The following is a 14023-nucleotide window of genomic DNA, read 5'->3' on the forward strand; positions in this document are numbered from 1 at the left end:
GGGGTGATGGTGTATTGGGGTATGGGAGCGGAGGCGGACCGGTGGGCCACGGCATGAAAATGCCCCTGGTCCGCGCTTACCGCGCAGCTCAGGGGCATGATCACAAATCCTACTTCTTCTTGCCCTGGGTCTTGCCGGGGATCTTGGTGAGCTGGGTTTTTGCTGGTCAGGGGCGGTGGGATCGTGCGCCTGGTGGTCGTCGTTGGTCGTCATTGGCCACTGGTGAGCAGCCTTGGACGGCCCAGGGACGGCCCAGCCAGCACCGTTATGGGCGTCGGCTTACCGCGTTGCGTAGCGCCTCGAACCAACCCATGACGACCCACCTCAGCCTCCAGAACCAGCCTCGCTGACTGCCTTGTGGCTGCGGTTCTGGACGCGCCGGCACGCGCGGAAGTCGGGGAGGAGTAGAGACACGTGGGCTCCGGCTTCGTTGACCTCCGCCACCGTGCAGATGGCAGTAGCCGTTCCGTCCTGCCGGGTTTCCGCACGCTCGTCCCTGCTGTGTCACCCCAGCGCAACGCCCCATGAAGCGAGTCTGGCAGAGCCTGTGCGGGCAGGGAGTGGCTGTGGAGCAACTGCTCGCGAGAGCTGCTGAGTTCCGCATATGGAGCCATCAGCTTGGGCTCTTGAGCGTGTCAGCACAGCTGAGCTGCGGAGGGAGCCAGTCGACGCTCGGTGGGCTGTTCGTTGACTTCCCGGTGTTCCCCGTGGTTCCCCGCACGATCTGGCACGTGTGTGGCACGGACCAGGTCCTGTCACTTCTCGCGGTCGTGTTTTCCTACCCACTTGCCGATCAGCAAGATCAAGATCGTGACTACGGCCAGACCAAGGAAGATCACTGCTGCACGAAGCTCGATCAGGGCTAATACGATCACGATTCCCAACGCAAATACTCCACCGAGCGCAGCTCTGGGCTGTGCGCGATGGGTTCGGTGCGTCTCGCGCCAGGGGCGTTCCTCGTGATACGCCATCGGAGCCTCCTCACGGCTATCCCCACCACCAGGCTGCTCCACGACGAGGCCTCGCGCATTTCCGTGCCTGGCTTGGTCTGTTGCATCCATGCCTCGGCCGCCGCCGGGGTGGCACGGCTTGAGCGCTCGACCTCTTCGTCCCGAAGCAACTTGGGCCGGGGTGCTGGCTTGGGCTGGTGTGCCTCTCACCTGCGCTGATGGTCCGCAGACGTTCGCGCTCGTCCGCCGTTGTTCGTCGGGGTTGTCACGCAGTTAGACACTCATGGCTGCTGCGCAGCTTGCTTCGCGGCCGTGTTCCGCGCGTGAGCTTCGCGTGGCAGTCGGCGTTCGTCGACCTCGATCGGGTGAGCTGTGGGGCTGCTGGTGGCAGTTCGGATCAAGCGCTCGTTTGCCATGGCTCCGCACGTGGTCGATCTCCGTAAGCATTGGCTGGCGCGCCGATCAGCGCCCGGCAGCAGACGCGCTAGTACCAGCCGGTGCAGGCGATTTCACGACGGTTACCTGCTTTGCCGCACGCTCGCATCACGTATGTAGCGTCGTTGTGGGCGATCGTGTGCGCCTCGTGGCCACCCCGCGGGATCTTGGTGACGTCTAGCTGCTTCCACGTCTGGCCCCCGTTAGAAGACCAGTCGACCCAAACCGAGTCACTACGTGAGCCGTTGGAGATACGCCCCCATGCACAGCGGGTACCGCTGTGGTAGCGCAGTTCAATCTTCCGCCACCAGACTTCCGCAGTACCGACCGTTGACATTAAGCGCGGGTCCCACAGGCTGGGGTTGCCACCCGCCGGGCATGTCCACGGATTGGCTGCAGCGGCCGGCTGGGCCACTCCGATCGGACCGATGATCGCTGCACTTACGGCCAACGTCCAAGCCGCGCCGACAGCAGCACCTCGCGAAAAGAGCATAGGCGACATAGAAACGCTCCCCCTATCGAATCCCTCCGAACTGGATGGAGGTAATCAGCATGGCCGCCCCAGGCGCCTCCGTCTGCCGTCACGAGCCAGCGCATCAGCGTACGAGTAGTAGTGGAGACAAAGGTGTGCGCCTCCTCCGTACCTACGCAGTATCGAGGTCGACTGTCTGATCGTGGCCACAGTCGCCTTTTGGGGCGCGAGCAACACGCTTTCCAACTGTGTTGGTGGGGTGCTGGCGCTCGTATAGGGACGTTCGCCTGCGTTCATGGACGGCTGGCCGAGGGAACGGCTCCTGGCTCCGGTCTCGCCTGAACGGTCGCGAACGGCGCTGAATGAGACGGAAACTGAGACGGGCGGCAGGGTCGGACAGATAACTCCGCACCCCTTCCCTCTGATCTGCCGCGAGATCGATAACCGGATCTGCGGGCATCTAGGCCGCGCTGGCGTTGATAAGCAAGGGCGCATTGGCAGGCGTACGGGTGCACGACTGCGGCAAACCACATGCTTCACATCCTCCGATCAAGGGACGCTATCGTGTTGGAGAATCGATCTCTTTAGCATAAATGTTCGACTCCCTTGAGGCTTTCGGTGACGCTGGCAATCAAATGCCACAAAATCATCAGCCTGGCTGGAACTGCGAACACTCAATCCGCTTTCTCGCTCAGTCGAGCTGCGCCTCTGCTGCGCCGTGCGTGCTTCCAATGACCGGTTTCCGGCGCGCATCTTAAGGAAAAGATCTAATTGGAAAATTTGCGATAGCTCTTTGGGTAGCAGAGAGGCTGCGAAAATGGCGAGCCGCAGGCGAGAGACCTACATTCTAGCGATTACAACTTTGGTCTCTTGCGTCGGATCCTTCGGGCTCACATTGGCTCTCACGAGCTTTCCCGGCATCCATTCGACGGCGAGCGGCAATGCTGGCCAAGCCTATGGTGCCGCGGCTGCAACTACGTCGGTGGTAGTGCTCGTGTATATTGCGCGAACTTTTCGGCATCAGAGCGAAGAGTCCCGCATGCATCGCGAGGTACTCGAAGCGCAAACGGCCGAACTGTGCCTGCAGCGAGAAGCTGGCCAAAGTCAACACAATACCGTGCGGCGATCAGCGGAGGCGGCGGTACGAGCCCGACACATAAAGCTGCTGGAGATGGCAATGGATGACCCACTGCTTATGCAATGCTGGCCGGACTACGGACCTGACACTTCTCATAACTGTCGGAAACAGTACATGTATTGCAACTTGATAATCTCCCACCACTGCATGTGCTACGAACTCGGCTACTTTACTGACGAGGAAGTAGAAGCTTCCCTGTATCACATTTTCGGTAACGAGATAGTTCGAAGCTTTTGGGAGAAAACGCGGGCGCCGCGCGGCCGTACTGCGCCGCACGGCGGCCTCATGCGGAAATTCTACGACATGACTGAACTAGCCTATCTAAGGCGAGTGGATGGCGATGGAGTGACGTAGAGATTATCCATTGCGCGACGAATCACGCTCATCAGCTGGTTGGCGGGGCCCAGCCAGCACTGATGAGAACTTCGCGCGGCACCACTACAAGTTCCTCAGATTCGCCTACCCCGGATCCTACGGGAAGTGTGTTTCGCAGCTCGATTGAGGCCTTGCTCCCAATGAGAGCAACATCACCCGAGGAAAGCGAAAAAACTGCTGGACAATTGTGCTCATTTAGGCACCGCCCGTTTGGTGTGTCCAGCCGCCTCGTGATTCGCATATTTGTGCGCCCCCGTCCGGCCAGGGGCCCTCCTCTCCAGAGCGAGCGGTCACCGTATGGCTGGTGCCTACCTAATCGTCAAGCCTTCCGAATGGTGAGATCAAAGTGTTCCACATTATGAGACTGAGCGTTCATTTATCGATCTAGTGATTATGAGATAGAGGGCTTGAGTGTGAACGGATGCGACCAAACTTGCCGGACGGCGAAAATGAGCTGGCATGCAGTGCATTGGAGCAATCCAAGAGATGCTCTAAGCTTGGGAAGCTAAGGGCATTTAGGAGGCCTGCTCGGGGCTGGCCTGCGGTGAATCAGCGCCGGGGGCCTGGTGGGCGGTCGGTTGGTTCCCTGGTGTTCCCCGTGGTGCCCCGCCCGATCTGGCACAGGTCTGGCACGCGGCTCACGGCCTCCTAGCGTGGCAGTGTCAGTGGTGCCGTACACAATGCGCGCCATGAGCGATCACTACGAAGTTGTCTTCTCATGCTTCCTGAGCGCCGTACCAAAAGCGCGGCGGCGTGCACTTCCACGCGGTCATCCGCATCGACGGCCCGGAAGGCGGCAACACACCACCGCCCGCCTGGGCCACAGCGGAACTCCTCAGCGATGCCATAGAAGCTGCCGCTTCCAAGGTCCGTGTCGACGGCCCGCTCATCGGCGGCCGTACCCACACCTTCACCTTCGGCCGCCAGCTCGACGTCCGCACTATCCGATCCGCCGACTTCAACGACGGCCAGGAACTCACCGAACGCGCCGTCGCCGCCTACGTCGCCAAGTACGCCACCAAGGGCGCGGAGACGGCCACGGGAGCTCTCGACCGCCCGCTGAAGTTCGTTGCCGAACTCGCCCAACTCGACATCAGCGACCACGCCCGCCAACTCATCCGAACCGCCTGGACCCTCGGCGCCCGCAAGAGCCTCGAACACCTCCGCCTACGCGCCTGGGCCCACATGCTCGGCTTCCGCGGCCACTTCTCCACCAAATCCCGCCGCTACTCCACCACCCTCGGCGCGCTCCGAACCGCACGCGCCGAATGGCGGCGAGCACAGACAGCAGCAAACGAACCGAGCCCCGAGACAACGTACGTACTGGCGCACTGGGTCTTCGCCGGAACTGGACTGTCCGACGCCGAAGCCTGGCTGGCCACGTCCATCGAACCCGCCCCCGGAACCGAAGGAGAGCCCACCCGTGGCTAGCCGACGCCTCGCCCTGGCCGACGTGGCCACCGAACCGCGCACCCTGCCCTCGCGGTACTTGACGCCTGACGACCTGGTGGAGATGTTCGAGTTGCCCAGCGTCGAGACGGTCTACCAGTGGCGACGAAAGCGCACCGGGCCCCGTGGGTTCCGTGTCGGCCGGCACCTCCGCTTCGACCCGGCCGACGTGCGCGCCTGGGTGGACTCCCGGCGTGAGGGAGCGGCTGCCTGATGGCCGGACACATCCAAGACCGCTGGTACAAGACCGAGGTCGGTCCGGACGGCAAGGCCCGCAGAGTGAAGAGCGACCGCTATGGCTCGGGCGCCCGCTACCGCGCGCGGTACGTCGGCCCGGACGGTACGGAGAAGTCCAAGAGCTTCCCCGACAGACAGAAGCGGCTTGCTGACCAGTGGCTCGCTCACACCGAAGCGGACATGGCACGCGGGCAGTACATCGACCCTCGCGCCGCTCGGATCACCTTCCAGCAATACGCCGAGACATGGGTATCCACCCAGGGGGCTGACCCGAACACCCAGGCTTCGATGGAGTCGCAGCTTCGGCTGCACGCCTTCCCGTACCTGGGATCGCGACCGCTCGGCTCCTTCCAGCCTGCGCATATCCGGGACTGGGTGCGGCAGCTGAGCGAGAACGGCATCCGAGGCTCGTACGCCCGCACTATCTACTCCAACGTGCGTGCCGCCCTCAGTGCGGCCGTGGATGACGGGCACCTTCCCAGGAATCCGTGTGCGGCTCGATCGGTCCGGCCGCCGACCGTCGATGACAGGCGCGTTGCTCCCTGGACACCGGAACGGGTCTTCGCCGTCCGGGCCGGCATGCCCGAGCGGTTCCGGGCCATGGTCGACCTAGGTGGCGGCTGCGGCTTGCGACAAGGCGAGATCCTCGGCGTGGCCGTCGACGCGATCGACTTCGAGTCGGACACGTTGCACGTGGTCCAGCAGCTCAAGCTGAGCCGAAGCAAGGCGGTCTTCGCCCCGCCAAAGGGTGGCAAGCTCCGGGACGTGCCGCTGCCCGGTCCGGTCGCAGATGCGCTCCGGGCTCACATGAAGCGATTCCCGCCTGTCGACGTCACCTTGCCATGGAAAGTGGCAGACGGGAGGCCGGTGACCAAGCGGCTGATCTTCACCGGGCCGCGTGGTGGTCACGTCTGGCGTACGTCCCTCAACGAGGAGGCGTGGAAGCGGGCGCTGGCGTCGGCTGGAGTCATCCCCGAGCGTAAGCAAGGACAGCCGTTCGCCGAGTCTCGCGAGAGCGGCATGCATGCCCTCCGCCACTTCTACGCCTCGGTGCTCCTGGACGCCGGGGAGAACATCAAGGCACTTGCCGAGTACCTCGGCCACTCGGACCCTGGTCTGACGCCCCGCGTGTACGCGCACCTCATGCCGTCCAGCCAAGAACGCACCCGCAATGCCGTGGCTCAAATCTTCAGCGCGCAGCGAAATTGCAACCCCGCCGATTCGACGAGCATTTGATGACTGCAACATCGCGCATCGCCAGCATTTCAAATGTGAGGCAAATGCTGCACCTAGATTTCCGTCACGCCATTTGGGCGGCAAATGAATCGAGCGGCTAACTTTCGCGACTGACTCACTGGCACACCCCTCACCTGTGTGCATGCGTGCACGCCACGTGCGTGCGTGCACGCACAAGCAAGATCAGAAGCGCCTCCCGAAGCTGAGCCGAGACAGCCGCTAGCTAGCCCACGACGAGGCAACCACTCAACACCACTAGGCCCTACCTGGAGATTTGCAGACGACAGATAAAGCCAAATAAAGTCAGCCTGAAATGTAGGGCCGCTCCTGCCGGGGAGCGGCCCTGTCTCCATGAATGCAAGTAGCTCATACCAACACCTGGAGGACACCCATGTTCGCACGCACGGGGCTCACCATCCACATCTCCCCCTACTCATTGCCGATGCCCTTGATCGGCTGCGTGATCGCGATGCTGCCCATCTGGATCGACCTCCCGCAGGAAGCTGCCGCGCTCGTCGGCTTCCTCATCGCGTTCCGCCTGCGCGCGCACGTGACGCGTAGGCCCACCCGAGCTTGACGGCCCAGGGGCGGCCCAGCCCCACCAAAAAGCCCCCGCCCTGCCAAGAAACAGCAGGTCGGGGGCTTACTGGCGTTCGGTTACTTCTTCTTGCCCTGGTTCTTCACGGCCTCGATGGCTGCTGCCGCTGCCTCCGGGTCCAGGTACTTGCCGCCCGGGGTCACCGGGGTGAAGGAGGCGTCGAGCTCGTAGTAGAGGGGGATGCCCGTCGGGATGTTCAGGCCCGCGATGTCGGCGTCGGAGATGCCGTCCAGGTGCTTGACCAGGGCGCGGAGGCTGTTGCCGTGGGCCGCGACCAGGACCGTGCGGCCCGTGAGGAGGTCCGGGACGATGCCGTCGTACCAGTAGGGGAGCATGCGGACGACGACGTCCTTCAGGCACTCCGTGCGGGGGCGCAGCTCCGGGGGGATGGAGGCGTAACGGGGGTCCTCCGACTGGGAGAACTCCGTGCCGTCCTCGAGGGGCGGCGGGGGCGTGTCGTAGGAGCGGCGCCACAGCATGAACTGCTCCTCGCCGAACTCCGCGAGGGTCTGGGCCTTGTCCTTGCCCTGGAGGGCGCCGTAGTGGCGCTCGTTCAGGCGCCAGGAGCGGTGGACCGGGATCCAGTGGCGGTCCGCGGACTCCAGGGCGAGCTGGGCGGTGCGGATCGCGCGCTTCTGGAGGGACGTGTGGACCACGTCGGGGAGCAGGCCGGCGTCCTTGAGCAGCTCACCGCCGCGGACTGCCTCCTTCTCGCCCTTCTCGTTGAGGTTGACGTCCACCCAGCCGGTGAACAGGTTCTTCGCGTTCCATTCGCTCTCGCCGTGGCGGAGGAGGATCAGCTTGTACGGTGCGTCGGCCATGCGTATGAGCGTAATCCACGCCCCCGGTCCGGGCGGAGGCCGCTCGACAGACGGACGCTTGACGGGATCTGTTAATTGAGTGGCCTGCGGTCACCCCGGATTCGTAAGTTGTGCTCGCTATCGGAGCCACTTACCGGAGCCACTTACACACACGGGGGGACCATCCATGCCACTCGCCACCTTGAGACGCGCCGGCCGGGAAACCGTCTCGGGGCTCCCCAGCGCGTTCTGGTGGCTGTGGACCAGCACCCTCGTCAACCGCCTGGGCGCCTTCGTCGCCACGTTCATGGCCCTCTACCTCACCCTCGACCGCGGCTACTCCGCCTCCTACGCCGGTCTCGTCGCCTCGCTGCACGGGCTGGGCGGGGTCGTGTCGTCGATCGGGGCCGGGGTCATGACCGACCGGCTCGGGCGGCGGCCCACCCTCCTCGTCGCGCAGTCCGCCACCGCCGCCTCCGTCGCGCTGCTCGGCTTCATGCACCACCCCGTCGCCATCGCCGCCGTCGCCTTCCTCGTCGGCATGACCTCCAACGCCTCCCGCCCGGCCGTGCAGGCGATGATGGCCGACATCGTGCGCCCCGAGGACCGGGTGCGGGCCTTCTCCCTCAACTACTGGGCCATCAACCTCGGTTTCGCCGTCTCCTCCATGGGCGCCGGGTTCATCGCCGAGTACAGCTACCTCGCGGGCTTCCTGATCGAGGCCGGGATGACCGGCGTCTGCGCGGTCGTCGTCTTCCTCAAGCTGCCCGAGTCCCGGCCCGCGGCGAGCGGGGACACCGGCGCGCCCGACGACGTCCGTCTCGGTGCCGTCCTGCGCGACGGGCGGTTCATGAGCGTGGTCGGACTGTCCTTCCTGGTCGCCGTGATCTTCCAGCAGGGCTCGATCGGTCTGCCCGTCGCGATGGGCGAGGCCGGGTTCACACCCGCCGACTACGGCCTTGCCATCGCCCTCAACGGCGTCCTCATCGTCGCGTTGCAGATCCCGGTGACCCGGTTCATCCAGGACCGCGATCCCCAGCGGCTCCTCGTCGTCTCGTCCCTGCTCGCGGGCTACGGCTTCGGACTCACCGCCTTCGCCGGGTCCGTCGGCCTCTTCGCCCTCAGCGTGTGCGTGTGGACCCTGGGCGAGATGATCAACGCGCCCACCCAGACCGGCCTCGTCGTCCGCCTCTCCCCCGCCCACGGCCGCGGCCGCTACCAGGGCATGTACACGCTGTCCTGGTCCGTCGCCGCTCTCGTGGCACCCCTGATGTCCGGTTTCGTCATCGACCGGTTCGGGGCGGAGTGGCTGTGGGGCACGTGCGCGGTCGTCGGGACGGTGGCGGCGGTGGGCTACGCAGCCCTCATGCGCCGGCTGTCCCGGGACCCAGCCACCGGGACCGGCACCGCACCCGGGACCGATGATCAGGCACCCGCACCCGCACCGGCACCCGAGAAGGCCACCCCCGCCTCCGAGGCCGGCGCGGCGGCCTGATCATCGGTCCTGGGTGCCGTCCCGGGTGCGTCCTGCCTGCCGCCCCGGACGCCCTCACGGATGCATGCGCGCCCCCTTGAGCACCTTGTCCACGGCATTGCGCGGGCCGTACACCGCGAGGCCCACCAGGTCCAGCTCCCGCGTCGGGACCGCCCGGACCGCCGCCCGGTTGTCCCGGTCGTTGCCCGTGGAGAACAGGTCGCTCGTGAAGAGGGCGCGGGGCAGTGAGCGGGACAGCACGCGCGTGTGAGCCGCGGTCAGCGTCTCCTTCGTGCCCTCGAAGACCAGGACCGGCTGGCGGAACATCGGCAGATAGGGCACGCCGTCGGCGTCCTCGTACGGCTCGCCGACCACCTCGGGGGCCTGTGCGCCCAGGCCGCTCACGAGGAACGCGGTGACGTTCAGGCGCTGCCAGGTCTCCAGGTCCTCGCGCAGCAGGACGGCGATCTTGGTGTCGAAGCGGATGGGTTCATCGTTCATACGGTGAGACTCGCGGGCGTCGCCCGGTCGCGTCTTGTACGTTCTTTGCATGGCGGCCCCGACCATGCCCGCGCAGGAAGTCACCGCGTGGCGACCCGCCGTCCCGGGCGTCACCGAGGTCTTCCACGCCCACTTCACCGAGTACGCCTACCCGATGCACGTGCACGAGGCCTGGACGCTGCTCATCGTGGACGACGGGGCCGTACGGTACGACCTCGACCGGCACGAGCACGGCACCCCGCACGACACCGTGTCGCTGCTGCCGCCGCACGTCCCGCACAACGGCTCGCCCGCCACTCCCGGCGGCTTCCGCAAGCGGGTCCTCTACCTCGACCGGACCCACCTCGGCGACGAGCTCATCGGGCCCGCCGTCGACGGCCCCGACCTGCGGGACCCCGTACTGCGGCAGCGGGTGGGGCAGTTGCACACGGCGCTGAGCAGGCCGGGTGAGGAGTTCGAGGCGGAGAGCAGGCTGACGCTCATCGGCGACCGACTCAGGACCCTGCTGCGGTCGTCGCCGCAGGCCGGGCCCGCGCGCCGCGACCCCGCGCTCGCCCGCCGGCTGCGCGAACTCCTCGACGAGCGGGTCGTGCAGGGGCTGTCGCTGGAGGAGGCGGCGGGGGTCGTACAGGCCCATCCGGCGCATCTCGTACGGGCGTTCAGTGCCGCGTACGGCATCGCGCCGCACCAGTACCTCACGTCCCGGCGCGTCGACCGGGCCCGGCGTCTGCTGCTCGCGGGGCAGGGGCCGGCCGAGGTCGCCGCGCTCACCGGTTTCCACGACCAGGCCCATCTCACCCGGCACTTCAAGCGGTTGGTGGGGGTGACGCCGGGGCGTTACCGGGTGGGCGCGACGAGATCGACGGAAGGCGTCCGTCCGGTGATCGTCGGCGGTTAGCGTCACCGTATGGATGACAGACAGAACATGGATGACGGTCAGCGCTCGTTCCCGTTCAGACGTCTCTCCGTCGCCGTCGCGGGCGCGACCGCCCTGGTCGCCCTCAGTGTCGGCGGCGCCATCGCCGCGAGCTCGGACGACGAGCCCTCACCCGAGCCGAGCGTGTCCACCAGCCTCCCGCCGGACGGGAGTTCCGGTGGCAGCGTGGGTGTGAGCGAAGGCGGTACCTCGGACGGCAGCTCCTCGGACGGCGGCACCTCCGGCGGCACCGAGCCGAGCCCCACATCGCCCCAGGACCCCACCGACGAACCCTCCGAGGAGCCGAGCGGCGACCCCACCGCGCCGAGCGAGCTGGAGCAGCTGAACCGCCGTATCACCGAACTCGACCGGAAGATCGACCAGTTGCCCACCAAGAAGGAACTCGCCGACGCACTGCGGGCCTTCGCCGACGAGCTGGACAAGCCGGCCCCGCCCGACGGGCCCGGCGAGAGCCACGAGCCGACCAGCGAGCCGCAGCCGTCCAACTCCCTTCCGCCCGACCCGTCGTAGCGGGCCGGGGGTCCGGGTCAGTCCTGCGAGCGCCGGGTCAGGTGCGCGAACGCGTCCAGGTTGCGCGTCGACTCGCCCCGGGCCACCCGCCAGTCGTACTCCCTGCGGATCGCGGTGGCGAAGCCCAGCTCCAGCAGGGTGTTGAAGCTGCCGTCGGCCGCCTCCAGGACCTGGCCCAGGAGGCGGTCGACCTCGTCGGCGGTGACCGCGGTGAGCGGGAGCTTGCCGGCGACGTAGATGTCACCGAGCCGGTCGACGGCGTAACCGACGCCGTACAGCTTGAGGTTGCGCTCCAGGAGCCAGCGGTGGACGCCGGGTTCGTTCTCGTCGGGGTGGCGGATGACGAAGGCGTTCAGGGACAGGGAGTGACGGCCGACGAGGAGCGAGACGGTCGTCTTGAGTTTGCGGGTGCCGGGGAGCTGGACGACGTAGTTGCCGGGTTCGGGGCTCTCCCACTCGACCCCGGTGTCCTTGAGGACGCCCTCGATGACCTGCGCTGCCTTCTCTGCCTCAGCCATGGTGGGAGCGTACGTGACGCCGGTACGACTGTGCCGCGGCCACGTACACGTCCGCCGTCGCCGCGGCCGCGGTGTCCCAGCCGAAGGACCGGGCGTGCCGGGCGGCCGCCTCGCCCATGCGGGGCGTGAGCGCCGGCTCGTCGGCGAAGTCGCGCAGCACGCGTGCGTACGCGGCCGGGTCGTGGCCGCGTACGAGGAAGCCGGTCCGTCCGTCGGCCACTGCCACCGGCAGCCCGCCGACCGCCGCCGCGAGCACCGGGGTGCCGGCCGCCTGGGCCTCTATGGCGACCAGCCCGAAGGACTCGCTGTAGGAGGGCATGACCAGCACGGACGCGGCCCGGAACCAGTCGGCGAGCTGCTCCTGGCCGACCGGCGGCTGGAACCGTACGACATCCGCGATGCCGAGGCGGGAGGCAAGCTTCTGCAGCCCCTCCGGCTTGGCGAGGCCGCTGCCGCTGAGGCCGCCGACGACCGGGACGAGGATGCGGGAGCGCAGGTCGGGGCGCTGGTCGAGCAGGACCGCGACGGCTCGCAGGAGGACGTCCGGGGCCTTCAGGGGCTGGATGCGGCCCGCGAAGAGGGGGATCAGCGCGTCCTGGGGCAGACCGAGACGGGCGCGGGCCGCCGCGCGGCCGTCCGCCGGGCGGAAGCGGTCGAGGTTCACGCCGGGGTGGACGACGGCGACCTTGGCGGGGTCGGCGGCGTAGTGGTGCACGAGTTCCTCGCGCTCCTCGGCGGTGTTCGCGATGAGGCGGTCGGCGGCGGCGACGATCTGGGTCTCGCCGATGACGCGGGCGGCGGGCTCGGGGGTGTCGCCGTCGGCGAGGTTGGCGTTCTTGACCTTGGCCATGGTGTGCATGGCGTGCACGAGCGGGGTGCCCCAGCGCTGGGCGGCGAGCCAGCCGACGTGGCCGGAGAGCCAGTAGTGCGAGTGGACCAGGTCGTAGTAGCCGGGGCGGTGACCGGCCCAGGCCTGCATCACGCCGTGGGTGAAGGCGCACAGCTGGGCGGGGAGGTCCTCCTTGTTGAGGCCCTCGTAGGGGCCCGCGTCGATGTGGCGGACCAGGACGCCGGGGGCCATCTCGACGGTGGCCGGCAGACCGCCGGTCGTCGCGCGCGTGAAGATCTCGACCTCGATGTTGATCGCGGCGAGGCGCTGCGCGAGCTCGACGATGTAGACGTTCATGCCGCCCGCGTCGCCGGTGCCGGGTTGGTGGAGCGGTGAGGTGTGCACGGAGAGCATGGCGACGCGGCGGGGGCGGCGGTGCAGGCGCAGCCGGTGGGGTGCGGCCTGGGAGCGACGCTGGAGCCTGCTGACGTACTGGCTCACGTGGCGTTCCTCCTTGCAGCGGGCATGCCGGACGGAGGGCGTGGGGACCCTCCGAGGGAGGCAACACCGGAGGGGCGTATTCCCATTCCGGGCGGGGTGGTTTTTGCCTAGGTATTACCAGGGGTCGCTCAACCGTTCGATGAGCGGGGGCGTCGGCCACCCTTGGGTGCGGCGGGGGCTTCCGTGTCGGGGCTTCCATGTCGGGGCTTTCGTGCGGTGACTCGCCCGCGGAGGCCCGGGGTCCCGCCGCATACCCTCGTAGGCATGACATCCCGCGCCGCCTCCCGCCCTGTGGGCACGGTCACGCGCGGGACGACCAACCCCAACCGGCTTCGCCGCATGGACCGCTGGATCGCGGCCACGCACGGCGCCGAGCTGCGTCGCGCCGCCGACCCGGTCGCCGTCGACCTCGGGTACGGGGCCGCGCCCTGGACCGCCGTCGAACTGCTGGCCCGGCTCCGCGAGACCGCGCCACGCACGCGCGTGGTCGGCGTCGAGATCGAACCGGCGCGGGTGGCCGCGGCGAAGCCGTACGAGCGGGACGGGCTGGTCTTCCGGCACGGCGGGTTCGAGATCCCGCTCTCCCGACGGCCGCAGCTCATCCGGGCGGCCAATGTGCTGCGCCAGTACGACGAGGCCGAGGTGGCCGCCGTGTGGGAGCGGCTGTGCGCCCGGCTGGCTCCGGCCGACCCGGTGCGGGGGTCGCGCGGCGGGCTGCTCGTCGAAGGGACCTGCGACGAGATCGGGCGTCGGCACGTGTGGGTCGCCCTCGGCCCGGAGGGACCGCGGACGGTCACCTTCGCGACTCGGCTGGGCTCCCTGGAACGCCCCTCCGACCTCGCCGAGCGCCTGCCGAAGGCCCTGATCCACCGCAACGTCCCGGGCGAGCCGGTGCACCGGTTCCTGCGCGACTTCGACCGCGCGTGGGCAGCCGCCGCCCCCTACGCGTCCTACGGCGCCCGACAGCGCTGGATCCGGGCGGTCCGGTCCCTGTCGGGCACCTGGCCGGTGGCGGACGGCCCCACACGCTGGCGGCAGGGGGAAGTGACGTTGACGTGGGGGG

General features: G+C 67.5%; 13 protein-coding genes and 1 pseudogene. 9 read left to right on the top strand and 5 right to left on the bottom strand.

Annotated elements, in window-relative coordinates; translation table 11 throughout:
• Nucleotides 1-755: 755 nt before the first annotated feature.
• Nucleotides 756-971, bottom strand: coding sequence for a hypothetical protein (locus EHS43_RS21485; RefSeq protein WP_125192399.1), 216 nt, complete (start codon nucleotides 969-971; stop codon nucleotides 756-758).
• Between the two features lie 1703 nt (nucleotides 972-2674).
• Between EHS43_RS21485 and EHS43_RS48990 the strand changes: the two genes are divergently transcribed.
• The 5 genes and pseudogenes from EHS43_RS48990 (at nucleotide 2675) to EHS43_RS21505 (ending at nucleotide 6869) form a co-directional block, all read left to right on the top strand.
• Nucleotides 2675-3349 carry a DUF6082 family protein gene (locus EHS43_RS48990; RefSeq protein ID WP_221740747.1) on the top strand — a complete coding sequence of 225 codons (675 nt, stop codon included), beginning with the start codon at nucleotides 2675-2677 and terminating at the stop codon, nucleotides 3347-3349.
• Nucleotides 3350-3988: 639 nt separating this feature from the next.
• Nucleotides 3989-4801: pseudogene (locus EHS43_RS21490) on the top strand (replication initiator); the annotation flags it as partial.
• On the top strand, nucleotides 4794-5033 hold the full coding sequence (locus EHS43_RS21495; RefSeq protein WP_010985410.1) for an AlpA family transcriptional regulator: 240 nt from the start codon (nucleotides 4794-4796) through the stop codon (nucleotides 5031-5033). The pseudogene EHS43_RS21490 and the gene EHS43_RS21495, both read left to right, overlap by 8 nt.
• Nucleotides 5033-6292, top strand: coding sequence for a tyrosine-type recombinase/integrase (locus tag EHS43_RS21500; protein ID WP_125192401.1), 1260 nt, complete (start codon nucleotides 5033-5035; stop codon nucleotides 6290-6292). The genes EHS43_RS21495 and EHS43_RS21500 overlap by 1 nt, the downstream gene beginning before the upstream one ends.
• 391 nt (nucleotides 6293-6683) lie before the next feature.
• Entirely contained in the window at nucleotides 6684-6869 is a 186-nt protein-coding gene (locus EHS43_RS21505) for a hypothetical protein (protein WP_125192402.1), read from the top strand.
• Nucleotides 6870-6949: 80 nt separating this feature from the next.
• Here the strand turns inward: EHS43_RS21505 and EHS43_RS21510 are convergent, their stop codons facing one another.
• On the bottom strand, nucleotides 6950-7711 hold the full coding sequence (locus EHS43_RS21510; protein ID WP_125192403.1) for a phosphoglyceromutase: 762 nt from the start codon (nucleotides 7709-7711) through the stop codon (nucleotides 6950-6952).
• 166 nt (nucleotides 7712-7877) lie between these two features.
• Here EHS43_RS21510 and EHS43_RS21515 point away from each other — a divergent pair, with 166 nt between their 5' ends.
• Nucleotides 7878-9185 carry an MFS transporter gene (locus tag EHS43_RS21515; protein WP_260470639.1) on the top strand — a complete coding sequence of 436 codons (1308 nt, stop codon included), beginning with the start codon at nucleotides 7878-7880 and terminating at the stop codon, nucleotides 9183-9185.
• A gap of 54 nt (nucleotides 9186-9239) precedes the next feature.
• Here the strand turns inward: EHS43_RS21515 and EHS43_RS21520 are convergent, their stop codons facing one another.
• A complete protein-coding gene (locus EHS43_RS21520; protein WP_125192404.1) occupies nucleotides 9240-9665 on the bottom strand; it encodes a DUF2000 domain-containing protein in 426 nt (141 codons plus the stop codon).
• A gap of 49 nt (nucleotides 9666-9714) precedes the next feature.
• Between EHS43_RS21520 and EHS43_RS21525 the strand changes: the two genes are divergently transcribed.
• Together EHS43_RS21525 and EHS43_RS21530 are read left to right on the top strand one after the other, a co-directional pair.
• Nucleotides 9715-10563, top strand: coding sequence for an AraC family transcriptional regulator (locus EHS43_RS21525; protein ID WP_125192405.1), 849 nt, complete (start codon nucleotides 9715-9717; stop codon nucleotides 10561-10563).
• A gap of 9 nt (nucleotides 10564-10572) precedes the next feature.
• A complete protein-coding gene (locus EHS43_RS21530) occupies nucleotides 10573-11112 on the top strand; it encodes a hypothetical protein (protein ID WP_185806351.1) in 540 nt (179 codons plus the stop codon).
• A gap of 17 nt (nucleotides 11113-11129) precedes the next feature.
• On the opposite strand, the gene EHS43_RS21535 is transcribed toward EHS43_RS21530, so the two are convergent.
• The gene (locus tag EHS43_RS21535) at nucleotides 11130-11630 is read right to left on the bottom strand and encodes a YbjN domain-containing protein (RefSeq protein ID WP_125192406.1); all 501 of its coding nucleotides are present in this window, start codon (nucleotides 11628-11630) and stop codon (nucleotides 11130-11132) included.
• Nucleotides 11623-12960 carry a D-inositol-3-phosphate glycosyltransferase gene (mshA, locus tag EHS43_RS21540; protein WP_125192407.1) on the bottom strand — a complete coding sequence of 446 codons (1338 nt, stop codon included), beginning with the start codon at nucleotides 12958-12960 and terminating at the stop codon, nucleotides 11623-11625. The genes EHS43_RS21535 and mshA overlap by 8 nt, the downstream gene beginning before the upstream one ends.
• 264 nt (nucleotides 12961-13224) lie before the next feature.
• Between mshA and EHS43_RS21545 the strand changes: the two genes are divergently transcribed.
• Nucleotides 13225-14023 (top strand): class I SAM-dependent methyltransferase (locus EHS43_RS21545; protein ID WP_185806352.1); only part of this gene is annotated, 799 nt, incomplete at its 3' end.

It is taken from the genome of Streptomyces sp. RP5T, from assembly GCF_003933965.1.
GTDB lineage: Bacteria > Actinomycetota > Actinomycetes > Streptomycetales > Streptomycetaceae > Streptomyces.